This is a genomic window from Nonomuraea sp. NPDC048881, assembly GCF_040649795.1.
In the GTDB taxonomy this organism is placed as follows: domain Bacteria; phylum Actinomycetota; class Actinomycetes; order Streptosporangiales; family Streptosporangiaceae; genus Nonomuraea.
Genome location: NZ_JBEZGC010000004.1, coordinates 225,972 through 247,143, shown reverse-complemented (window position 1 = coordinate 247,143; position 21,172 = coordinate 225,972). Strand labels below are relative to the sequence as shown.

The 21,172-nt window shown below is 71.5% G+C and carries 19 protein-coding genes and 1 tRNA gene; 11 read left to right on the top strand and 9 right to left on the bottom strand.

Annotated features, from left to right (window positions below; translation table 11 throughout):
• Nucleotides 1-17: 17 nt before the first annotated feature.
• From AB0C33_RS16210 to AB0C33_RS16195, 4 genes are read left to right on the top strand one after another with little or no spacing between them, the layout of a single operon-like run.
• Complete coding sequence (locus tag AB0C33_RS16210) at nt 18-1,307, top strand: sugar ABC transporter substrate-binding protein (protein WP_358288103.1); 1,290 nt, start codon at nt 18-20, stop codon at nt 1,305-1,307.
• Between the two features lie 3 nt (nt 1,308-1,310).
• Nucleotides 1,311-2,240 carry a sugar ABC transporter permease gene (locus AB0C33_RS16205; RefSeq protein ID WP_358288100.1) on the top strand — a complete coding sequence of 310 codons (930 nt, stop codon included), beginning with the start codon at nt 1,311-1,313 and terminating at the stop codon, nt 2,238-2,240.
• A gap of 10 nt (nt 2,241-2,250) precedes the next feature.
• A complete protein-coding gene (locus AB0C33_RS16200) occupies nt 2,251-3,072 on the top strand; it encodes a carbohydrate ABC transporter permease (protein WP_358288097.1) in 822 nt (273 codons plus the stop codon).
• Entirely contained in the window at nt 3,073-4,611 is a 1,539-nt protein-coding gene (locus tag AB0C33_RS16195; RefSeq protein ID WP_358288095.1) for a glycogen debranching protein, read from the top strand.
• On the opposite strand, the gene AB0C33_RS16190 is transcribed toward AB0C33_RS16195, so the two are convergent.
• On the bottom strand, nt 4,606-5,973 hold the full coding sequence (locus AB0C33_RS16190; RefSeq protein WP_358288092.1) for a serine hydrolase: 1,368 nt from the start codon (nt 5,971-5,973) through the stop codon (nt 4,606-4,608). The genes AB0C33_RS16195 and AB0C33_RS16190 overlap by 6 nt on opposite strands.
• 133 nt (nt 5,974-6,106) lie before the next feature.
• Here AB0C33_RS16190 and AB0C33_RS16185 point away from each other — a divergent pair, with 133 nt between their 5' ends.
• A complete protein-coding gene (locus tag AB0C33_RS16185; protein ID WP_358288089.1) occupies nt 6,107-7,849 on the top strand; it encodes an ATP-binding protein in 1,743 nt (580 codons plus the stop codon).
• Nucleotides 7,842-8,519, top strand: a complete 678-nt coding sequence (locus AB0C33_RS16180) for a response regulator transcription factor (RefSeq protein WP_358288086.1) — start codon at nt 7,842-7,844, stop codon at nt 8,517-8,519. Before AB0C33_RS16185 ends, AB0C33_RS16180 begins: the two co-directional genes overlap by 8 nt.
• A gap of 1 nt (nt 8,520) precedes the next feature.
• Here AB0C33_RS16180 and AB0C33_RS16175 read toward each other — a convergent pair whose 3' ends face one another.
• Nucleotides 8,521-9,324 carry a fused MFS/spermidine synthase gene (locus tag AB0C33_RS16175; RefSeq protein WP_358288083.1) on the bottom strand — a complete coding sequence of 268 codons (804 nt, stop codon included), beginning with the start codon at nt 9,322-9,324 and terminating at the stop codon, nt 8,521-8,523.
• Between the two features lie 67 nt (nt 9,325-9,391).
• Between AB0C33_RS16175 and AB0C33_RS16170 the strand changes: the two genes are divergently transcribed.
• The 4 genes from AB0C33_RS16170 (at nt 9,392) to lat (ending at nt 13,583) form a co-directional block, all read left to right on the top strand.
• The gene (locus AB0C33_RS16170; RefSeq protein ID WP_358288080.1) at nt 9,392-10,924 is read left to right on the top strand and encodes a penicillin-binding transpeptidase domain-containing protein; all 1,533 of its coding nucleotides are present in this window, start codon (nt 9,392-9,394) and stop codon (nt 10,922-10,924) included.
• A gap of 75 nt (nt 10,925-10,999) precedes the next feature.
• Nucleotides 11,000-11,647, top strand: coding sequence for a hemolysin III family protein (locus AB0C33_RS16165; protein ID WP_352325192.1), 648 nt, complete (start codon nt 11,000-11,002; stop codon nt 11,645-11,647).
• Between the two features lie 58 nt (nt 11,648-11,705).
• Complete coding sequence (locus AB0C33_RS16160; RefSeq protein ID WP_358288076.1) at nt 11,706-12,248, top strand: HdeD family acid-resistance protein; 543 nt, start codon at nt 11,706-11,708, stop codon at nt 12,246-12,248.
• Between the two features lie 66 nt (nt 12,249-12,314).
• Complete coding sequence (gene lat / locus AB0C33_RS16155) at nt 12,315-13,583, top strand: L-lysine 6-transaminase (RefSeq protein WP_358288073.1); 1,269 nt, start codon at nt 12,315-12,317, stop codon at nt 13,581-13,583.
• 18 nt (nt 13,584-13,601) lie between these two features.
• Here the strand turns inward: lat and AB0C33_RS16150 are convergent, their stop codons facing one another.
• On the bottom strand, nt 13,602-14,858 hold the full coding sequence (locus tag AB0C33_RS16150; RefSeq protein WP_358288070.1) for an NAD(P)/FAD-dependent oxidoreductase: 1,257 nt from the start codon (nt 14,856-14,858) through the stop codon (nt 13,602-13,604).
• Between the two features lie 87 nt (nt 14,859-14,945).
• On the opposite strand from AB0C33_RS16150, the gene AB0C33_RS16145 reads away from it, so the two are divergent.
• Complete coding sequence (locus tag AB0C33_RS16145; RefSeq protein ID WP_358288067.1) at nt 14,946-15,614, top strand: pyridoxamine 5'-phosphate oxidase family protein; 669 nt, start codon at nt 14,946-14,948, stop codon at nt 15,612-15,614.
• 12 nt (nt 15,615-15,626) lie between these two features.
• On the opposite strand, the gene AB0C33_RS16140 is transcribed toward AB0C33_RS16145, so the two are convergent.
• The 6 genes from AB0C33_RS16140 to AB0C33_RS16115 all read right to left on the bottom strand — a co-directional run bounded on the left by AB0C33_RS16140 (nt 15,627) and on the right by AB0C33_RS16115 (nt 21,124).
• Nucleotides 15,627-15,818, bottom strand: a complete 192-nt coding sequence (locus AB0C33_RS16140) for a LuxR C-terminal-related transcriptional regulator (RefSeq protein WP_358288064.1) — start codon at nt 15,816-15,818, stop codon at nt 15,627-15,629.
• Between the two features lie 197 nt (nt 15,819-16,015).
• Nucleotides 16,016-16,091, bottom strand: a tRNA-His gene (locus AB0C33_RS16135).
• A gap of 68 nt (nt 16,092-16,159) precedes the next feature.
• Nucleotides 16,160-16,753 carry an oligoribonuclease gene (gene orn, locus AB0C33_RS16130; RefSeq protein ID WP_357978410.1) on the bottom strand — a complete coding sequence of 198 codons (594 nt, stop codon included), beginning with the start codon at nt 16,751-16,753 and terminating at the stop codon, nt 16,160-16,162.
• A gap of 68 nt (nt 16,754-16,821) precedes the next feature.
• Nucleotides 16,822-18,006 carry a DUF2510 domain-containing protein gene (locus AB0C33_RS16125; RefSeq protein ID WP_358288061.1) on the bottom strand — a complete coding sequence of 395 codons (1,185 nt, stop codon included), beginning with the start codon at nt 18,004-18,006 and terminating at the stop codon, nt 16,822-16,824.
• 46 nt (nt 18,007-18,052) lie between these two features.
• On the bottom strand, nt 18,053-19,444 hold the full coding sequence (locus tag AB0C33_RS16120) for a hypothetical protein (RefSeq protein ID WP_358288058.1): 1,392 nt from the start codon (nt 19,442-19,444) through the stop codon (nt 18,053-18,055).
• A gap of 21 nt (nt 19,445-19,465) precedes the next feature.
• Entirely contained in the window at nt 19,466-21,124 is a 1,659-nt protein-coding gene (locus AB0C33_RS16115; RefSeq protein WP_358288055.1) for a protein kinase, read from the bottom strand.
• Nucleotides 21,125-21,172 lie beyond the last annotated feature (48 nt).

The following is a 21,172-nucleotide window of genomic DNA, read 5'->3' as shown; positions in this document are numbered from 1 at the left end:
CCCCGAAGGAGCCCATCATGAAGCGTGCGCTGGCCGTACTGGGTCTGCTCGCCACCGCCGCCACCGCCTGCAGCGGCGGTGGAGGGAACGTTCCAGGCGTGAGCGGGAACGCCGCCGCAGGGCAGGTCACCATCCGCTGGTCCACGTGGGGATCGGCGGAGGACGTCAAGCTCTACGAGTCCTTCACCAAGGACTTCGAGCAGCGTCACCCCAACATCAAGCTCAAGCTGGAGTCCGTCGCCAAGTACGAGGACTACCACCCCAAACTGCTCGCCCAGCTCACCAGCGGCACGGCTCCCGACGTGTTCTTCGTGGGCGACGACAACATCGGCAAGTTCGTCTCCGCCGGTGTCGTCTCGCCGCTCAACGACCAGCTCGCGGGCCCGGACTCCAAGAGCAAGCCCGAGGACTTCTTCGAGGGCGTGTACGGCGGCGCCAAGAAGGACGGCAAGATCTACGGCGTCCCGAACGACACCAACCCCGAGGTCCTCTGGTACGACAAGAAGGCCCTGAAGGCCGCCGGCATCACCGAGGACCCGGCCACCCTCAACGCGTCCAAGCAGTGGACCATGGCCAAGTACCTGGACATGAACGCCAAGCTCAAGGCCGCGGGCCTGGGCGGGTCCGTCTACTGGAACTGGTACGGATCCACGTACTCGGTCATCTCCGGCTTCGGCGGCAAGGTCTGGGACGGCGGCAAGTTCGTCGCCACCACCGACCCCAAGTCCCGCAAGGCGCTGGAGACGCTGGCCAAGGGCTACCAGGACAAGACGTTCCTGAGCGCGGACCTGCAGCCCGCGAGCAACAGTGGCAACACCCAGCTCATCAAGCACAAGGTCGGCTTCTACGCCGGCGGCCGCTGGGTGATCGACATCGTCAAGAAGGGCGGCGAGCTGGACAACTACGACATCGTCCCGTTCCCGTCCGAGACCGGCGAGCCGATGCCCGGCGCCGTGGCGGCCTCCTACCTGTCGCTCAACAAGGGCACCAAGCAGCCCAAGGAGGCCTTCACCTTCCTGACGGAGTTCGTCAGCAAGGAGGGCCAGCTCCTGCGGCTCAAGGACGGCGGCGCGGTGCCCTCGATCAAGGGCGCCGAGCAGGTCGTGCTGGCCGGCAACTACCCCGCGCACGCCCAGACGTTCCTCGACGTGCGGGACACCGGCTTCGCGAACTACCCCGAAGAGGTCGCGGTGCCCGGCCTGACCGCCTCGATCAACGATCACCTGATGAAGGTCTGGCAGGGCAAGCTCGGCTTCGAGCAGGGCATGACCGAGCTGCAGACCCTCGTCGACGGCAAGCTGGGCTAGCGGATGGCCGTGCTCGCCGGGCCGCGCGGCAAGACCGCCGCGCGGCCCGCCAAGAAGCTGCGCGACCGCGACGGCTGGTGGGCCGCGATCTTCCTCGCGCCGCAGGTCGGCGCGCTGGTGGTGTTCCTGGTGATCCCGCTCGGGTTCGCCGTGGTGCTGGCCTTCATGAACTGGGACGGGCTCGGCGAGAAGTCGTGGGCCGGGCTGTCCAACTTCGCCGCCCAGCTCACCGACCCGCTGTTCGGCCGCGCGGTGTGGAACACGGTCAAGCTGGCGCTGCTGACCGTGCCGTTCGGGCTCGCCCTGGCGGTGCTGATCGCGGTCGCCCTGAACAGCATCAAGGGCAGCAACGTCTACCGGGTCGTGTACTTCATGCCGGTCGTCACCAGTTCGGTGGCCGTCGCCCTGATGTGGCAGGTCATCCTGGCCGGCGACGAGAACGGCGTGCTGAACACCTCGCTCAGGAGCTGGTTCGGCGTCAGCGGCCCCGACTGGCTGCTCGACCCCGGCTGGGTCATCGTGGCGATCGCCGTGGTGACGATCTGGTCCTCGCTCGGCCTCAACGTGGTGATCTTCATGGCCGGGCTGCAGACCATCCCGCCGCAGGTCGTCGAGGCCGCCCGGATCGACGGCGCGAGCTCCTTCCGGATCTTCCGGTCGGTCACGCTGCCGCTGCTGTCGCCCACGATCTTCTTCTCCAGCGTGGTCGCGGTGATCAGCTCGTTCCAGGCGTTCGACCAGATCTACGTGCTGGTGGACCCCAAAGACAACGAGGGCGCGCGCACGATCGTGTACCACATCTTCGATCTCGGCTTCAAGAAGTTCGAGTTCGGGCCGAGCAGCGCGGCCGCCCTGATCCTGCTGGTGCTGACGCTGCTCGTGACGCTGGTCCAGTTCGCCGCGCAGAAGCGCTTCGTCCACTACGACTCGTGAGGCGGTACGCATGAGATCACGGCAGATCGGTCTGCACGCCGCGCTCACGGTCGGCGGGCTGCTGATGCTGTTCCCGTTCGTGTGGATGTTGTTCACCTCCGCCAAGGGCGTGCGGCAGATGATCAACGATCCGACCGCCTGGCTGCCCAACCCCTGGACCTGGCAGAACTATCCCGACGCGCTGTCGACCATGCCGTTCGGGCTGGCGTACTGGAACAGCTTCTACATCGCCGCGCTCAACGTGGTGCTCACCCTGCTCACCTCGGCCATGGCCGCCTACGCCTTCGCCCGGATCAGGTTCAGGGGCTCGGGCGTGCTGTTCGTGCTGTTCCTGGCCACGCAGATGGTGCCGGCGCAGGTGACGATCGTGCCGCTCTACCTGATGCTGGCCAAGTTCGGCTGGATCGACTCGCACCTGTCGCTGATCATCCCGACGATCGCGAACCCGTTCGCGGTGTTCCTGCTGCGTCAGTTCATCAGGGCGGTGCCGATCGAGCTGGAGGAGGCGGCCAGGATCGACGGCGCGGGCCGGTGGCGGTGCTTCTGGAGCATCGTCCTGCCCAACATCCGGCCGGGGCTGGGCGCACTCGGCATCATCGTGTTCCTGGCGTCCTGGAACTCGTTCCTGTTCCCGCTGATCTTCCTGAACACGCCGGAGCTGGCCACCGTCCCGCTGCTGCTCAGCCAGTTCGCCCAGCAGCACGGCGCGACCGACTACGGGCAGATCCTGGCGGCCTCGGCGATCGCCGTGGTGCCGACGCTGATCGCGTTCCTGATCGGGCAGCGGAAGATCATCAACTCGATGGCCGCCTCCGGCCTGGGAGGAAAGTAAGTGCTGGACCTGCGCGAACGTCCCTTCACCGAGCGCGGCTCGCGGCTGCTCGTCATGGCGGCCGACGACGGCTCGCTGCGCGTCGCCGAGGCGCTCTACGAGACCCGGCTCGACGACACGACCGTCCGCGCCGGACTGCGGTTCTACGCCGGTTCCCGGGAGCTGCGCGTGCGCCGGGCCCTGCCCCACCGGGTGGAGTTCGACGGTGACGTGACCCTGGCCTTCGCCGACCCCGACACCCTCGTCGCGGTCGGCGAGGGCGCCAGGGCCGTCTGGGACGGCGGCGAGGCCGCCGTGGACGGCTGCGTCACCCTGGCCGGCGAGCGGACCGTCACCGACGGCGCGAAGGTGCTGGCCGAGGCCGCCGAACGCTGGGCCGCGTGGTTCGCCCGGATGCCCGCCGTCCCCGGCGAGCTGCGCGAACGCGCCGAGCAGGCCTGGTGGACGCTGGCCGTCAACCTGGTGCGCATCCAGGGCAGGGAATCCCTCATCCCCTCCAAGTACGGCTACGTCGGCCTGTGGAACTGGGACTCCTACTTCCACGCCATCGCTCTGCGGCACGCCGACCCCGCCCTGGCCAGGGAGCAGATCCGCATCCTGCTCGACAACCAGCGTCCCGACGGACTGATCCCCGACGTGGTGCACGACCACGGCGTGCTCGCCGAGACCACCGACCTGCCCCGCTCCGACCTGGCCCGGCTGGCCCAGCACGTCGGCGGCGAGCCGATCGCGCACGTCGTGCCCGTCACCAAGCCGCCGCTGACCGCCTGGGCGGTGTGGAAGATCCACGAGGTGGACCCCGACCCGGGCTTCCTGGCCGAGGTCTACGAGCCGCTGGTCAGGTCGCAGCAGTGGTGGTTCGCCCACTCCGACCCGGACGGCGACGGCCTGGCCGAGTACCTGCACCCGTACTCCTCGGGCCTGGACGACAGCCCCATCTGGGACGGCGGCCCGCGCGCCGAGCCCCCGGACCTCAACTCCTACTTGGCCCTCCAGTACGACCGCCTGGGCGACATCGCCGCCGCGCTCGGCAAGGACGCCGGCGAGTGGCGGGCCAGGGCCCAGGCGCTCGTGGACCGCATGGTCGAACGCCGCTGGAACGGCCGCCGCTTCGTCACCAAGGTCGCCGGCGCGGCCGACGCCGACGTGCGGACGCCGCTCGACCTCATGCCGCTGCTCACTGGCCGCCTCCCGGCCGAGATCGCCGACCGGCTGGTCCAGGACCTCTCCTCGCCCGCCTTCTGGGGCGAGCGGCCGGTCCCCACGGTGGCCTTCGACGACCCGCGCTTCGACCCCGACGCCATGTGGCGCGGCCCGGTCTGGCTGAACGTCAACTACCTGCTGATCGACGGCCTGCGCCGCTCCGGCCACCCGGACGTCGCCGCCGAGCTCGCCGCCCGCACCCTGGCCATGGTGCGCGACGGCGGCGGCCTGTACGAGTACTGGAACCCCCTCACAGGACGGCGGGCGGGCCGCGCCACGACCGGCTTCGGCTGGTCCTCGGCCCTGTTCGTCGACCTCGCCCACGCCGCCCTATGAGGACTTGACGAGCCCGAACGCCCCCCGCGTCAGCACCAGCAGCTCCTGGGCCACCGGGCCCTGCTGGAAGGGGGCGTCCGGGTTCACGGCCGTCGTGGACACCACGTAGGTCCGGCCGGCGGCCGTACGGGCGAGGAAGCTCATGGCCAGCAGGCCCGGCTCCGAGCCGCCCTTGTGCCACACGACGGGCCACTGGTTCTTGTCCAGCCGCAGCCCCGCGTCGGTGATCGACAACACCTCGCCGACGCGGGCGTCCTTCAGCCGGGCCAGCCCGGCGTAGGCGCGGCAGACCTGGGCGGGCGTGGCGAACCACTCCAGCCGGTCCAGGTCGCGCGGCTCGGCCCACGGCCGCACCTTCGACAGCGGCACCTTGTCCACGACCCCGGCCAGGTAGCCGCGGCGCGCCGACGTGCCGAGCGACAGGTACCGCTCGGCGTGCCGGGGGTAGTCGGCGCCCTTGAGCACGAACAGCTCCCGGGTCGTCAGGAACGGCACGTTGCGCCGGTCGCCGCCCCACGAGCGCACGACCCGCTCGACCGCCTTGCGACCGGCCTGGTGGATCAGCAGGTCGGTGGCGGTGTTGTCGCTGATGGAGATCATCAGCCGGGCCGCCTCCAGCACCGTCACCTTGCTGTTGTCCGGGCGGTCCTGGAGCTCGCCGCTCGGCAGGCTCTTCAGCTCGGGCCTGATCGTCAACTCGGTGTCCCAGCCGAACGCGCCGCTCCTGATGCGCTCGGCCACCGCGCCCAGCACGTACAGCTTGAACATCGAGCCGAGCGGGAAGCTCTTCTCGCCGGCCACCGCGTGGACCGGGCGGCAGCGGCCGTCGCCGGTCAGCTCGGCGGCCAGGAAGCCGGCCCGCGGCGCGGCCTGGCGCAGCCGCTGGTCCAGCTCCGGCCAACTGGCCGGCGCGACGCCGGTGAACTGGATGTAGTCGACCTTCCCGGTGCCGTCCACCCCGAGCGCGAGGGTGAACGCCTTGCCGCCCGCCGTGACGGTCGCCGACAACGTCCGCTCCTGGGCCTGGTCCAGCCGGTCCAGCCGCATGTCCTCGAACCCGGCCAGCGCCTGGTTGAGCTGCGCCGGCGGGATGTGGTCGAGGAAGCTCGGCGCGAAGTGCCCGGCCAGCTCGGCGTCGCCGACGGGCAGCCGGGTGACGGCCTCCAGCAGCCAGCGGAGCTGCCGGCCGACGGGGGTGTCGGGGATCTCGACCGCGGCGCTCGTCGTCGGCGTGGCGGTGGCGGTGGCGGACTCGGTGATGGTGGCCAGGGCTGGCACGGGCTGCGTCGCGCAGGCCGTGACCGCCGTGACCGCCGCGGCCATGACGGCGGTGGCCAGTGCGGGGAACCTGTAGTGAGACATGTGCCCAGCCAACAGCCGCGGCCGGGCCCGCGCCCACCATATGGGCCGCCGTCCTCGCAGGTGAGGCTGTCCGTACCGAATGTGCGGATAACCTCATAGACGCCCATTCGGTTCCCCCTGACGATGGTGGTTCATGAGTTCCAGGCTGCTCGCCGGGTCGCTGGCGACCATCGGCGCCGGGGGCGCCTTGGCGGGTGCGCTGCTGGGGTCCGGGCTGCCCGCGCCGCCGCAGGAATGGGCCTTCGGCGTCCTCGGCCTGGTGCTGCCCGCGCTGGGCTGGCTGCTCACCGTCCGCCGTCCCGATCTGCGGTACGGGTGGCTGTTCCTGGCCGCGGCCGCCTGCTTCGGACTCGCCGCGCTGGGCACCGGCCTGGCCGTCAGGTTCCACTACAGCGGGCCGGTCGTCGTCTGGCTGTCCGCGCTCTATGCCACGTTCTACGGCCTGACCTGGATCTTCGTCCCGCTGCTCTTCCCCGACGGTCGCCTGCCGTCCCGGCGCTGGCGGCCCGTGGCCTGGATCGGCGGGGTCGCGATCGCCATGCACACGGTGGGAAACGGGCTGTTCGGCGTCGACCCGGCCCGGCCCGGCGAGCTGCCGGCCGTGCTGACGACCGGGGCGATCTGGGCGGCCCTGGCCAGCGCGCTGGGCCAGCTCCTCACCTTCCTGACGGCCGTCGTCGTCCTCGCCGGCCTCGTGGTCCGCTGGCGGCGCAGCGAGCGGGCCGAGCGCGGACAGTACGCCTGGATGGTCGCCGGCACCGCCGTCCAGCTCTTCGCGGGCGTGCTGCTGCTGTTCCTGCTGGACGCCCGGTTGTGGGGCGCCGTGGTGATCGGCCTGCTCACGGTGATGGCGGCGCTGCCGGTCGCCGTCCTGGTGGGGATCGTGCGGCACCGGCTGCTCGACATCCGGTTCGGCCTGCGGGGCTCCCGCCTGCACCTGATCTTCGACCTGCGGCCCACCGTGGACGAGGTGCTGTCCGGCCTCGGCACCGCGCTGGCGGCCACGCCCGAGCCGGTCGAGCAGCTCGGCAGGCTCGCCGCCGCCGTCCGCGACGGGCTGGAGGCCAGGTGGGCGGCCGTGACGCTGGCCGACGGCACCCGGGTGGCCGCGGGCGAGGAGGAGGGCGGGACGGCGCTGGCCGTGCCGGTGCGCGGCGGCCTCGGACGCATCGAGCTCGGCCCGCGCCGCGCCGGCCGGTACGACCGGGAGGACCGGCGCCTCCTGGAGGCCCTGGCCGTGCCCGCCGGGCTGGCCATCCAGAGCGCCGGGCTGGTCGCCCGCCTGGTCAACGCCCAGGAGGCCGAGCGGCGGCGGATCGAGCGCAACATCCACGACGGCGTGCAGCAGCAGCTCGTCGCGCTCATCGCCGGGCTGGAGCTGGCCCGCGTCACCGGCGCCGGCCCCGACGCGCTGGCCCGCCTGCGCGAGCAGGCCCGCCAGACGCTCACCGACCTGCGCGAGCTGGCCGCCGGCATCCACCCGTCGGCCCTCAGCCAGGGCGGCCTGGTGGAGGCCGTGGAGGAACGCTGCTCCGGGCTGCCGGTGCCCACGACCGTCACCGCCGACCCCGGGCTGCGGGCCCGCCGTTTCGCCGACGAGGTCGAGGGCGCGATGTACTTCACCGTCAGCGAGGCCGTCGCCAACGCGCTCAAGCACGCCGCCGCCGCCAGGATCGAGGTACGCCTGACCCTGGCGCCGGGCCGGGTACGGGCCACCGTCGCCGACGACGGCAGGGGCTTCGACCCGGCCACCGCCGCCCGCCGCGGCCTGGCCACGCTCGCCGACCGCCTGGACGCGCTGGGCGGCGGCATGGAACTCCACAGCGAGCCCGGAAAGGGGACACGCATGCACGCGTGGGTGCCGGCCGATGCCTGAGCCCGTCCGCACGGTCGTCGCCGACGACCACTACCTGGTGCGCGAGGGCACCCGGCAGCTGCTCGAACTGTCCGGCGAGGTGACCGTCGTCGGCGCGGTCGGCGACGCCGACGAGCTGCTGGACGCCGTGCGCCGGCTGGAGCCGCAGGTCGTCGTCACCGACATCCGCATGCCCGGCGGCGAGTGGCGGCCGGGCTTCGAGGGCATCGACGCGGCCCACCGCATCAGGGCCGGCCACCCCGGCACCGGAGTGGTGGTGCTGTCGCAGTTCTCCGACGCCCTGTTCGCCTTCGAGCTGTTCAAGCACGGGACGGCCGGGTTCGCCTACCTGCTGAAGGACCGCGTGGGCGACCTCGACGAGCTGCTCGGCGCGATCCGGGCGGTCGCCGGGGGCGGCTCGGTCATCGACCCCAAGGTGGTCGAGGGCCTGCTGGCCAGGCGCGAGGTCCGCGGGCAGGGGGAGTCGCTGACCCCGAGGGAGCGGGACGTGCTGCGCGAGATGGCCCACGGCCGCTCCAACGCCGGCATCGCCCGTGCCCTGCACCTGTCGATCTCGTCGGTGGAGAAGAACGTGAACGCCATCTTCACCAAGCTGGGGCTGGAGAACAGCGGCGACGTGCACCGGCGGGTGGCCGCCGTCCTGGCCTACCTCGGCCCGGCCGAGCGCTGACTCAGCCGAAGACGGCCGGGGGCGGGACCGGGGCGAGCACGGCGTCGCCGTCCTTGATGGGGTGGGCGCCGCCGATGAAGTTCTTCAGCGTCTCCCCGTGCACGCAGCGCGCCTGGGTGAGGCCGCCGGCCGCGCGCCGGGACAGCAGGTCGAGCGGCAGCTCGGTGCGTGAGGCCGCGACGATCAGGTTGCCGAACCGGCGGCCCCGCATGATCCCCGGCTCGGCCAGCAGCGCCACGTGCCGGAACGCGTCGCACACCGTGGCCAGCAGCCGCTTGGCGAACGCCAGGCCCTTGCCGTCGGCCATGTTGATCAGCAGCGTGCCGTCGGGGCGCAGCACGCGGGCCAGGTCGCCCATGTACTCCGCGGTGGCCAGCTCCACCGGCATCGTGGCGCCGGTGAACGCGTCGAGCACGACCAGGTCGGCCGAGTCGTCCCACACCTTGGCCGTGCCCTCGCGGCCGCCGGCCACGATGACCTTCAGCCGGGGGACCGAGCGCAGGTCGAGCTGCTCGCGGACCAGGTTGACCAGCAGGCCGTCGGGCTCGATCACGATGTGCCGGGAGCCGGGGCGGGTGGCCGAGACGTAACGCGGGATCGTGCACGCGCCGCCCCCGACGTGGACGCAGCTCAGCGGCCCCTCCTGCAGGAGGTCGATGACGTCGGCCATGAGCCGGACGTACTCGAAATCCAGAAATGTCGGGTCTTGTAGGTCAACGTACGACTGAGGTACGCCATCCTTGGACAGCACCCAGCCGTCCTGCCTGTCCAGGTCCCGGAGAAGCTCGACCTCGCCGAACGTCACCGGATAAAGGCCAGGCATCGGTTCCCGCTGTCCACGTGCCACGCTGATCCCTCCCTGGGAGAACCGTATGCGACGCAAGAGGCTGATTGTGCTCGTCATCGCGGTTGTCGCGGTATTGGGGGCGGGCTCCTTCGCCGTTCTGGCCGCCGGGCAGGTCAAGGGCAGCGCCGCCAAGACCGCCGCCGCCTACTTCGACGCCTGGCGGAAGGGGGACGTCGCGGGCATGGCCCTGCTGGTCGACCGGCCGCCGGCCGACTTCTTCGACCGGCACCGCGAGCTGTCGCAGAACCTGCACGTCGAGTCGATCCGGCTCACGCCGGGGCCGGTGCGCGGCACGGGGGAGGAGTCGGCCGAGGTGCGCTTCACGGGCGTGCGGGAGCTGACGGACCTCGGGTCGTGGCCGTTCGACAGCACGCTGCGGCTGGGCGTGCGCGACCGGGCCTGGCGGGTGCTGTGGACGCCCGAGACGCTGCACCCGCTGCTCAAGGACGGCGGCACGCTGGAGGTGGAGGAGGTCGAGGCCCCGGCGGCCGAGCTGGTGACCAGCGAGGGCGCCAAGATCCCCAACGACAGCTACGCCGACGCCTACCTCAATCCGCTCAAGCCCGAGTTCGCCAAGGCCAACCACGGGCTGGAGCTGGTGTCGCGGATGCCGGGACGGCCCGACAAGACGCTGCTGACCCGCCTGCCGAAGGCGAACGTCGAGCGCACCACCCTGTCGCAGCCGGTCCAGGCCGCCGCCGCGCGGGCCCTGGACGGCGTGGCGAACTCCTCGATCGTGGTGCTCAGGCCGAGCACGGGCGAGATCCTGGCCCTGGCCGACCGGCTGGAGGACAACTTCAGCGCGGTGCGCGACGCCTTCCCGCCCGGCTCCACGTTCAAGACGATCGTCGCCGCCGCGCTGCTGGAGAAGGGGGTCGCCACGGGCGACGAGATGGGCTGCCCGGCCTCGTACGCGCCGGACTTCGCGGCGGCGATCAGCAACGACGGCGACGTGGACCGGGGGACCGTGACCTTCGCCGACGCCTACGCCTACTCCTGCAACACCACGTTCGTCGAGCAGGCCACCAGCCGGCTGTCCATGGAGGACCTGCGCAGGACCGCCGCCCGCTGGGGGTTCGACCGGCCGATGGCGACCGGCGTGGGCGGCCGGTGCGGCACGATGCAACAGAGCGACGACACGGACATGTTCTCCCTGGACGTCATCGGCCAGGGCACGGTGGTGGCCACCCCGCTGTGCATGGCCACCGTGGCCGCCGCCGTGCAGAGCGGAACGTGGCGCTCGCCCCGCCTGCTGTCGGAGGACGACGTGCGCCGCGTGGACGGCGAGCCGTTCCCCGACGTCAAGCTGGACGAGGGGGTGGTCGGGGCGTTGCGGGAGATGATGGCCGCCGTCGTGGACCACGGGACGGCGAGCCAGGCGGGCCTGCCGGAGGGCGTGGCGGGCAAGACGGGCACCGCCGAGGTGCAGGACCAGACGTCGCACGGCTGGTTCATCGGCTACCGGGGCGACCTGGCCTTCTGCGTGTTCGTCAGGAACGGCGGATCGGGGCGCTCGGCCGCGGTGCCGATCGCCGTGCGCTTCCTGAACGGCCTGTGACGGCTCGACCCGCTGGACAGGCTTGTGACCTTTGGCACTTCAGCTCAATCCGTAACCTACGGTACCGTAGGTTACATGACGACCATCACCGTGAAGCCGAGGCTGCGTGGCTGGTTGCACACCGGGGCGCTGCCGGTGACGCTGGTGGCCGGGTTCGTGCTCGTTGCGCTCGGCCCGACCCTGCAGGCCCGGCTGGCGGCCGGCGTCTACGCGATCACCTCGGGGCTGCTGTTCGGCATCTCGGCGACCTACCACCGGGGCACGCTGGGGCCGCGCCTGGCCGAGGTGCTGCGCAGGTTCGACCACGCCAACATCTACCTGATCATCGCGGGCACGTACACGCCGTTCGGGCTGCTCGCCCTCGACGGCGCGGCCAGGGTCGCCGTGCTCTCGGTGGTGTGGGGCGGCGCGCTGGCCGGGGTGCTGTTCCGGGTGTGCTGGATGAACGCGCCGCGCTGGCTCTACACCGTCCTGTACCTGGCGCTGGGCTGGACGGCGATCTTCGTGATGCCGCAGCTGCTCGAAGGGGCCGGGGTGGCCGCCGTCGTGCTGGTGGCCGTGGGCGGGGTGTTCTACTCGGCGGGCGCGATCGTCTACGGGCTGCGCCGTCCCGATCCGTCGCCGCGCTGGTTCGGCTTCCACGAGGTCTTCCACGCCTGCACGATCGCCGCGTACCTGGTGCAGTACATCGCGGTGTCGATCGTGGTCTATTCCCACATGTAGGTCGACATTTGACCCGGCACTGGTCTCTTTTCGCACGAATCACGGAAAGCAGACCAGTATGCAGGAACTTTCGCGTTCGTGGTGGCTGCTGCTCGTCCGTGGCATCGCCGCGATCATCTTCGGTGTGCTGGCGTTGATCTGGCCGGGGATCACTCTGCTGGTGCTGGTGATCTTCTTCGGTGCGTACGCCATCGTCTCCGGCGTCTTCGAGCTCTTCGCCGCCTTCCGGCACGGCGCCCGGTCGCGGGCCTGGCTGATCTTCTCCGGCATCGTCGGCATCGTGGCCGGCATCATGGCCTTCGCCTGGCCCGGGATCACCTCGCTCGCGCTGCTCTACCTCATCGCCTTCTGGGCCATCGTCTCCGGTATCTCCGAGATCGTGGCGGGCGTGCGGCTGCGCAAGTCCATCGAGAACGAGTGGATGTTCATCATCGCCGGCATCCTGTCGGTGATCTTCGGTGTGCTGCTCATCATCTGGCCCGGCGCCGGAATGCTGAGCCTCGTCTGGCTGATCGGCATTTTCGCGATCCTGTATGGAATCGCGATGATTGTGCTGTCACTTCGTTTGAAGAAGTTCACTCGCGGGGCAGGAATACCGTAAATTTTACGGATACGACCGGGTTCCCTGTATGGAACCTCCGGCCTGTCTCACGACATTGGAGAAGGCATGGACGTACACACCCGCCTTGCCCGTCACCTGCTCGTCGATGGCTACCGTCTCGTCCTCGATCTCGAACTCAGCCGTGGCTCCTGGTTGGTGGACGCCCGCAACGGCCGCCGCTACCTGGACTTCTACACCTTCTTCGCGTCCGCCCCGCTCGGTGTGAACCCGCCCTTCGACCCCGACTTCGCCGCCCTGCTCGGCCAGGTCGCCCGGAACAAGCCCGCCAACCCCGACATCTACACCGAGCACCTGGCCGACTTCGTCGACACGTTCGTCCGCGTGCTCGGCGACCCCGAGCTGCCCCACCTGTTCTTCGTCGAGGGCGGCGCCCTGGCCGTGGAGAACGCGCTCAAGACCGCCTTCGACTGGAAGAGCCGGCGCAACGAGGCCGCCGGCCGCCCCCGCGACCTCGGCACCAAGGTCATGCACCTGACCCGCGCCTTCCACGGCCGCAGCGGCTACACGCTGAGCCTGACCAACACCGAGCCGGGCAAGACCGACCGCTTCCCCAAGTTCGACTGGCCGCGCATCGACGTGCCGGCCATCCACCTCGGCGACGTCGAGGCCGCCGAGGAACGCGCGCTGGCCCAGGCCAGGGCGGCCTTCGAGCGTCACCCGCACGACATCGCCTGCTTCATCGCCGAGCCGATCCAGGGCGAGGGCGGCGACAACCACATGCGCGGCGAGTTCCTGCGCGCCATGCAGGCCCTGTGCCACGAGCACGACGCCCTGTTCGTCCTGGACGAGGTCCAGACCGGCGGCGGCACCACCGGCACGCCCTGGGCCTACCAGCAGCTCGGCCTGGCCCCCGACGTGGTGGCCTTCGCCAAGAAGGTGCAGGTCGGCGGGATCATGGCCGGTCGCAGGGTCGATCTGGTGGCCGACAACGTCTTCCAGCTCAGCGGCCGGATCAACTCCACGTGGGGCGGCGGCCTGGTGGACATGGTCCGCAGCCGCGGCCTGCTGGAGATCATCGAGCGCGACGGCCTGATCGCGCGGGCCGGCACGCTCGGCGGCGTCCTGCTCGAACGGCTCACCAAGCTGGAGGCCGAGCACCCCGACACGGTCTCGGGCGTGCGCGGCAGGGGCCTGATGTGCGCCTTCGACCTGCCCGACCAGGCCGCCAGGGACGGCTACGTGACCCGGCTCAGGGAGGAGCACGGCGTGCTGGCGCTGCCCTGCGGGCCCCGGTCCGTCCGCCTGCGCCCGGCGCTGAACATCCCCGAGGCCGACCTCGAACACGGCCTCGGCGCGCTGTCGGCCGCGCTCTGAGCGCCGCTCGCTCGGCACTCACTCGGTGGAGGCGATGCTGGTGGCGCTGCGGCGCGGCCCGCCGTAGCGCCAGAAGAAGTTCAGCAGCACGCTGACCCGGTTGCGCCCGCCCAGCAGGTACGCCACGTGCACGAAGATCCAGGCCAGCCAGGCGGGCAGGCCGCGCATGGTCAGCCCGTTGCGCAGCTGGAGCACCGCCTCGGCCTTGCCGACCGTGGCCATGATCCCGGGGTCGCGGTAGGAGAAGCGGCTGATCGGCCGCCCGTGCGCCGCGGCCAGGATCTGCCTGCCCACGTGCTTGCCCATCTGGATGGCCGGCTGGGCGAGCTGGGGCAGCGGGTCCGGCTGTCCGGCCAGGTCGCCGGCCACGAAGATCTCCGGATGGCCGGGCACGCTGAGCGCGTCGGTGAGCGTGATCCGGCCGCCCTTGCCCTGCGGCAGCCCCCAGTCGGTCACCTCCTTGGGCGCGGTGACGCCGAGGGCCCAGACGGTCACGTCGCTCGGCAGGCGCGTCCCGTCCTCCAGGATGACGGCGTCCGGCTGCACGCCCGCCACCGTGGCTCCCAGGCGCATCCGGACGCCTCTCCTGCGCAGCGCCTCGGCCGCCGCGTCCCGCAGCCGCGGCTTGTACGGCGCCAGCACGTAGTCGAACCGCTCGACCAGGGTGACGCTCGTCTGGTCGGGCCGGATCTCGGGATGCGTCAGCGGCACCGTACGGCGGCGCAGCTCGGCCAGCGTGCCCGCGGTCTCCACGCCGGTCGCGCCGCCGCCCACCACCACGACGTGGGCGCTCTCGCGCCGGCCCGCCGCGGTGTCCTCCAGGCAGTGCTGGAGATGCCGCCGCAGGTCGGCCGCGTCGCGCAGCGAGTAGATCGGCAGCGCGTTCTCCTCGGCGCCGGTCACGTGGACCCAGTTGGTGGTGACGCCGGTGGCGATCACCAGGTAGTCGTAGTCGAGGGTGGAGCCGTCCGCGAACTCCACCCGCCGGTCGGCCGGGTGCACCTTGCTCAGCGCGGCCCGGTGGGCGCGGACGTTCGGCCACTTCGCGGCGAACGTACGGATCGGGTAGGAGACGTCGGACGTGCCCATCCCCGCCGTGGCCACCTGGTAGAGCAGGGGCTGGAAGGTCGAGTAGGGGTTCCGGTCCACGAGCGTGACCAGGGCGCCGCCCTTGGCCAGTTCCCGCGTCGCGGCCAGGCCGGCGAAGCCCGCCCCCACGACGACGACGCGCGCTCTCCGCACCATGACCACGTCCCTTCCCGGATTGCGTTCCATGGTCCATATGGCACCCAGAGCATCGGTTAAACCATTTCAGCCACAGACACCACCGGGAGGTGGGGAGATCCGGGGTAGGGCACCGGTATGTCTGAGCAAGTGACCACGATGGAACGCCTGGGCCGCCGGATAGCCGAACGTCGCGAATCGCTGAACCTGAGCCGGCAGGAGCTGGCCGAGAGGTCCGGCGTGGCGGTCGGCTACGTCGCCTATCTGGAGGACCAGTCCGGCATCTCGGTGCGCGAGGCCCTGGCCCGCCTGGCCGAGGCGCTGGAGACCACCGTGGAGGGCCTGCTCGGGGAGGTGACCGAGCCCGCCGGCGCGGGGCCGGCCTCGGCGCACCCCACGCTGGTGCCGCTGGCGGAGGAGGAGTGCCTGCGCCTGCTGCGGCCCGGGGGAGTGGGCCGGATCGCCTTCGAGGGCCGCTACGGCCTGACCGTGCTGCCGGTGAACTTCCGGATGTCGGAGGGGGCGATCGTGTTCCGCACCGCGGCGGGCGGCAGCACCGACGAGGACCTGAGCACGGGTGTGGAGGACGTCGAGTACGAGGTCGCGTTCGAGGTCGATCGCATAGAGGAGCTGACGCGGGGCGGCTGGAGCGTGCTCGTCCACGGCTCGCTGCACCACGTCACGACCGAGGACGAGCAGGCCGAGGCGGCGAGCACGGGCGTCGAGCCGTGGGCCGGCGGGCGGCGCCAGCACTACCTGAAGATCAGGCCCACCCGCCTGACCGGTCGCCGGATCACGACCGCCTGAACCCCCGCCGGGTCAGGAGCCGTCCTTCCTGAGCGACAACCACAGTCCGATGGCCGTGACCCGGGAGTCGACGCCGAGCTTGGCGTAGATCCGGTTGACGTGGTTCTTCACGGTCTTCTCGCTGAGGAACAGGCATTGGGCGATCTGGCCGTTGGACCGGCCCGAGGCGATCAGGTCCATGACCTCGGCCTCGCGTTTGCTCAAGGAGGTGATCACACTGTCGAACGCTGCGTCGTCGACTCTCATCCGGCCTCCGGGGGCGCGCAGACGGTCTGATCGCCGATGGCCCCCGTGCTTCCGGCGTTAGCGGTAGACAGCGAGCATAACTCGCATTGTCCTGATTTGGGGGCGTTGGCGGGAGAAAACGACAACAGCCGGTCCCGAGGGACCGGCTGTGTGCTTGGGGTGAGTGAAGGGACTTGAACCCTCGACATCCAGGACCACAACCTGGCGCTCTGCCAACTGAGCTACACCCACCATGGCCGCCCGCTCCGTGACGGCACAGGAAAAGTGTAGCGGGGTTCGGGAGTCTTTACGCCATCCAATTAGCCGCTGACCCGCTCGGCGAGTTGCCGGGCGGTCGCCGAGTCGGGGCCGGGCTGCGCCACGAAGATCGCCGCGCGGTAGTAGCGCAGCTCCCTGATGCTCTCCTTGATGTCGGCGAGAGCGCGGTGGCCGCCCTGCTTCTCGGGGGCCGCGAAGTAGACCCGCGGGTACCAGCGGCGCACCAGCTCCTTGATCGACGACACGTCGACCATGCGGTAGTGCAGCCAGGCGTCGACCCCGGGCATGTCCCTGGCGATGAACGTGCGGTCGGTGCCGATCGAGTTGCCGCACAGCGGCGCCTTCTTCGGCTCCGGCACGTGCCGCCGGATGTAGTCGAGCACGAGCGACTCCGCCTCGGCCAGCGTGACGCCGCCCGGCAGCTCGGGCAGCAGGCCCGAGGCGGTGTGCATCTCGCGCACGACCTGCGACATCTGCTCCAGCGACTCCGGCGGCGGCTTGATGACCACGTCGACGCCTTCGTCGAGCTGATTGAGCTCGCTGTCGGTGATGACACAGGCCACCTCGACCAGCGCGTCGCGCCCCAGGTCGAGCCCGGTCATCTCGCAGTCGATCCAGACCAGCACGTCACTCATTCGATCTCCTCGCCCAGCGGCTCGGAGCAATCCGCCCGCTTGTTACCCCACCAGCCTAGTGCCCCCGCTTACGCGGGCTTGAGCGAGCCGAGAACCTTCGCCACCACGTCTGTGCCCAGATTGTCGGGAACGGAGATGTACAACAACGTCGGACGCTGCCCGGCCCCGCGGTCCATGAGCACGATCGCGGCGTTCTCCTTCTTCCACTTGTAGCCGTTCTTCTCCGCGACGGCGGTGAAGTCGAGCTGGAACTGCATGACCCACGCGTCATGGTCGCCGATCTTCGTGGCCTTGTTCTCGATCAGCTTGGTCGTGTGCTGCGGCTCGTAGAACTGGGTGCTGAACTGCATGAACAGCGCCTTGGCGGTGTCCTCCAGCGCCGAGGCGCCGGTGTAGGGGATGAGCGCGGCCAGCGGGCCGGCGTAGGCGTTGCCGATCCAGTCCTTGTCGCCCTCGTAGTTCTCCTGCGAGCTGGCCTGCACGCCGCTCGTCCACATCTGCTGGGAGGGGTCGGCGCCGTTGACGTCGCCGTACGCGGGCACCTTCCAGCCGTCGGGCGCCTGGTAGGACAGGCCGCTCCGCGGGTCGGTGATGCGACCGTCCTGCGGCTGCGGCAGCTCGCCGCCCTGCGGGGGCAGCTCGGTCGGCGGCCCGGCGGAGGGCGGTTCGGCCGTCGGGAACGGCTGCGGCTCCTCGGTGGTGGGCGAGGCGACCGGGGTACTGCTGCCCCGGTTGAGGAAGAAGATCCCGGCGACCACGATCAGCGCGACCACCACCAGCGCGGCCAGGCCGCCGAACACCCACGGCAGCGGGTTGCCCTGCTTGGGCGGCGGCGCCTGGCCGGGGCCGGGCAGCGGACCGCCGGCCCACTGGGTGGGCTGCTGCGTGGGCTGCTGGCCGAAGGCGGACTGCTGGTGGGTGGGCTGCCCGTAGGCGGGCAGGCCCTGGGCGGGCTGACCGCCGTAGGGGGGCTGACCCTGCGCGGGCTGCTGGTCGGCGGGCTGTCCGTAGGGCGGCTGGCCGGAGGAGGGCCGGCCGTACTGGAGCGTGGGGTTCGCCGGGGTGGCCGACCAGTCGGGGGACGACTGGGACTGCGGCCCCGGGCCCGGCTGCGGCCCGGAGGACGGCTGCTGCGGCTGAGGCTGCCGCTCCTGCGCGTGGGTGGCGTCCGTCCATTGGTTGCCGTCCCACCAGCGGAGCTGCGGCTCTCCGTACGGGTCGGGGTACCAGCCCGCGGGGGTCTGCGTGGTCATGCCCGTCAGATTAGTAAGAACCGCTTTGTTGCGCATTCAGGGAAGGTCAGCACTTGTAGGTGAAGCTCGCCTTGTCGGTACGCGCCGGGCCCGGCGAGAGCACCTTCAGCGTGGCCGTGGCCTTGACGTTGCTCTTGCCCGACAACGTCCAGCGCAGCGGCACCGAGTAGGACGTCTTGTCGGCGCTCGTGCGCAGGCTGCCCTTGACGACCTCCTTGTCCAGGTTCTTGCGCCACTCGTAGCGGATCTCGCCCACGCCGCCGTTGGTGACCACCGTCCCGGTCAGGACGATCGCGCCGCCGCAGCCCAGCGTCTTCTTCGGCGCCACCACGTCGATGGACCGCACCGCCAGCTCGGGGGCGTCCGTCAGCCTGAACCAGGCCACGATCGCGCCCGCCATGACGACCGCGAAGAGCGCCGTGGACAGGATCGTGCGCCGCCGCCGTCGCCGTGACACCTTGGCCACCCGGCCTTGGGACCGCTTCTCCGGCTGGTGGACGGTCGCGGCGCCGTCGCGTCCCTCGCGCCAGATGCGTTCGGCCGTCGTCCCGGGCTGCCGCACGGTGCCGGCACCGGCTCCCGGGCCGCCCACCCCAGGGCCGAACTGCAGGCGCGGCGGCGACCCCGACGCCGGCACGTGCAGCAGCGTGACGATGTCGCCCTCGTCCTGGGGCGCCGGCGGCGGCTGCGCGGCGAACGACGGCGGCTGCGCGAACGCCGATCTGCCGCGCGCCGCCCGCGCCAGCGCGTCCCGGCTGATCAGGCCGCCGGGCAGCGCCGCGCGTTCCTGGCTCAGCATGGCGCGGGCCGGTTCGAGGCCGAGTGTGGTGGCCGTGCCGGCGGCCCGTTCGAACAGGCCGGCGGCCCGCGGCGCGGTCTGCGTGAAGGACGCGGCCAGCCCGCGGGCCAGCGACGCCCAGCCCGCCGCGTCCCGCTCGCGCGGCGAGACCTGGCCGCGGATCGCGTCGGACAGGCCGCGCTCCGACAGCAGCGCGGCCCCCTCGGCGGTGATCACCACCGTGCCCGGATGCACCGAGCCGTGCGTGACCCCGGCGGCGTGCAGCGCGAGCAGCGTCTGCGCGGTCTCCGTCAGCACCGACGCCGCCCCCGCCGGATCGACGGGCGCGCCGGCGAGCAGGTCGGCCAGCGTGGGGCTGACCGCCTGCGCGGTGAGCAGCCACACCTGGTCGCCCGCCGCGACCACGTCGGCCACCGGGATCAGCCCGCCCATGCCGCCCAGCACGAGATGCTGGTCGGTCATGACCGTGTTCACCACGCGCTCCCGGACGCCGGGCAGGCCGATGACCCGCGGGTCGAACAGCAGCGCCCCGGCCCTGCGGCCGTCCGGCGAGATGGCGTCGATCCAGTTGCCGAGCTCGGTCATCCACGTGTGCTCGGTCAGCCGGAATCCGGCGATACCGTTCCTGTGGTTGTCCATCCCCCTTGCCCCCCGGCGCGTCTAGCGCTGCTTTCTGTGGCGTCCTGTCATGCGACGTTTCACCGCAAGTGTGACCGGAACCGCGCCGGACGTCATCAGGCCGAGCGCGAGGAGTCCGGCCTGCGCCTTGCCCACCTGGTCCAGGGTGGGCGTCTCGGTGCCGCCGCCCTCGCCGTCGCCGCCGCTCGGCGTCCCGGTCGGGCTGGGTTCCTCCGTCTCCGAAGGCGGCGGGCTGCTCGGGGGCGTCCTGGTCGGGGGCGTCCTGGTGGGCGGGGCGGAGGTCTGGGTGGGCGTGGGAGTGGCCGAGGTGGGCTTGCTGCCGTCGCTGGTCGTGCTGTTCTTGCCGGTGATGTCCGGCTCGGGGGAGTCGGTCGGGGTCGGCTTCGGCGTCCTGACCGGCCGCCTGGTCGGCTTCCGCGTCGGGGTCGGCTTGGGCGTCCTGGACGGCGAGGCCGCCGCCGTCGCCGTCGGCAGGACGGGCGGCGGGGTCGAGACGGCCGGGTCCGCGGAGGTCGGCGTCGGGTCCGGCTCCGGGGTGGTCTCCTCGGGCGTCGCGGTCGGCTCCTCCTCCGTGGGCTCCTCGTCGATCACCGGGTCGGTCGCGCTGGGCGTGACCTCGCTCGTCTGGGCCCGCAGCACCGGCTCGTCGGAGGAGGAGTTGACCAGGATCACGCCCACGGCCACCACCACGCCCACGGCGACCGCGCCGATCGCGATCTTGGCCGAGAGCTTGCTCAGCAGGCGGGCGGGGTCGGGGAAACGGGTCTCGGTGAGCGCGGTCCGCGTCTCGGCGGCATCGTGCAGGGGGCTCGGGAACAGCAGGATCAGCAGGCCGGCGAGCGCGGCCAGGCGGCGGCGTCCGCGCTCCTCCCAGTCGGCTCCGTACGCCTCGGCCGCGATGGCCTCCAGCTCGGTCAGGAACGCCTCGGCGGACGGCGGCCGTTCGCCCGGCTGCTTGGCCAGGCCGCGTTCGACCAGGCTCTGGAGCGCCGTGGGCACTTCCTCGACGGGCGGCGGCGCGCTCTGGTGCTGGCGGGCGAGCGCGGCGATGTTGGGCGCCCGGAAGGGCCGGGTGCCGGTCAGGCACTCGAAGAACACGACGGTGGCGGCGTAGACGTCGGTCGCCGGCCCGGCGGCCCCGCCCGCCCACTGCTCTGGCGCCATGTACGGCGGCGTGCCCGCGGCGCTGGCCCCCTCGCCGGCCCGGACCGCGATGCCGAAGTCCACCAGCTTGCTGACCCCGTCGCCCTGGACCATCACGTTCTCGGGCTTGAAGTCGCGGTGGACGACGCCGATCGCGTGCGCGGCGGCCAGCCCCTGGAGTGAGCCCTTGAGCACGACCAGCGCCGCCTCGGCCCCGGTCGGCCCCTCGGAGCGCAGGATCTCGCGCAGCGAGACGCCGTTGACCAGCTCCATGACGATCGCCGCGCCCTGCCCCGACTCGACATAGTCGATCAGGCGCGCGTGGTGCGAGCTCTGCAGGGTGCCGAGCAGCCGGGCCTCGTGCCGGAACCTGGCCACGAAGCCCATGTCGGCCCTGAGCTCGTCGTTCAGATATTTGATGGCGACTTCCACGCCGTCGTGGTCACGCGTGGCCAGGACCACCCGGCCGGCGGCACCGCTGCCCAGTTCCCGGACTTCGGTGTAGCCGGGGACCCCCCACTGCCCATCGCCGTACATAAACGGTCTCCTCTGGAGTCATTCGGGCCCCCACCCGCATCAAACGCT

What these genes read in the sequence shown, in the direction of transcription:
- AB0C33_RS16210 (WP_358288103.1), top strand. Translation starts at nt 18, where the DNA reads ATGAAGCGTGCGCTGGCCGTACTGGGTCTGCTCGCCACCGCCGCCACC.
- AB0C33_RS16205 (WP_358288100.1), top strand. Translation starts at nt 1,311, where the DNA reads ATGGCCGTGCTCGCCGGGCCGCGCGGCAAGACCGCCGCGCGGCCCGCC.
- AB0C33_RS16200 (WP_358288097.1), top strand. Translation starts at nt 2,251, where the DNA reads ATGAGATCACGGCAGATCGGTCTGCACGCCGCGCTCACGGTCGGCGGG.
- AB0C33_RS16190 (WP_358288092.1), bottom strand. Translation starts at nt 5,973, where the DNA reads ATGTCTCACTACAGGTTCCCCGCACTGGCCACCGCCGTCATGGCCGCG.
- AB0C33_RS16185 (WP_358288089.1), top strand. Translation starts at nt 6,107, where the DNA reads ATGAGTTCCAGGCTGCTCGCCGGGTCGCTGGCGACCATCGGCGCCGGG.
- AB0C33_RS16180 (WP_358288086.1), top strand. Translation starts at nt 7,842, where the DNA reads ATGCCTGAGCCCGTCCGCACGGTCGTCGCCGACGACCACTACCTGGTG.
- AB0C33_RS16170 (WP_358288080.1), top strand. Translation starts at nt 9,392, where the DNA reads ATGCGACGCAAGAGGCTGATTGTGCTCGTCATCGCGGTTGTCGCGGTA.
- AB0C33_RS16165 (WP_352325192.1), top strand. Translation starts at nt 11,000, where the DNA reads ATGACGACCATCACCGTGAAGCCGAGGCTGCGTGGCTGGTTGCACACC.
- AB0C33_RS16160 (WP_358288076.1), top strand. Translation starts at nt 11,706, where the DNA reads ATGCAGGAACTTTCGCGTTCGTGGTGGCTGCTGCTCGTCCGTGGCATC.
- lat (WP_358288073.1), top strand. Translation starts at nt 12,315, where the DNA reads ATGGACGTACACACCCGCCTTGCCCGTCACCTGCTCGTCGATGGCTAC.
- AB0C33_RS16150 (WP_358288070.1), bottom strand. Translation starts at nt 14,858, where the DNA reads ATGGAACGCAATCCGGGAAGGGACGTGGTCATGGTGCGGAGAGCGCGC.
- AB0C33_RS16145 (WP_358288067.1), top strand. Translation starts at nt 14,946, where the DNA reads ATGTCTGAGCAAGTGACCACGATGGAACGCCTGGGCCGCCGGATAGCC.
- orn (WP_357978410.1), bottom strand. Translation starts at nt 16,753, where the DNA reads ATGAGTGACGTGCTGGTCTGGATCGACTGCGAGATGACCGGGCTCGAC.
- AB0C33_RS16125 (WP_358288061.1), bottom strand. Translation starts at nt 18,006, where the DNA reads ATGACCACGCAGACCCCCGCGGGCTGGTACCCCGACCCGTACGGAGAG.
- AB0C33_RS16120 (WP_358288058.1), bottom strand. Translation starts at nt 19,444, where the DNA reads ATGGACAACCACAGGAACGGTATCGCCGGATTCCGGCTGACCGAGCAC.
- AB0C33_RS16115 (WP_358288055.1), bottom strand. Translation starts at nt 21,124, where the DNA reads ATGTACGGCGATGGGCAGTGGGGGGTCCCCGGCTACACCGAAGTCCGG.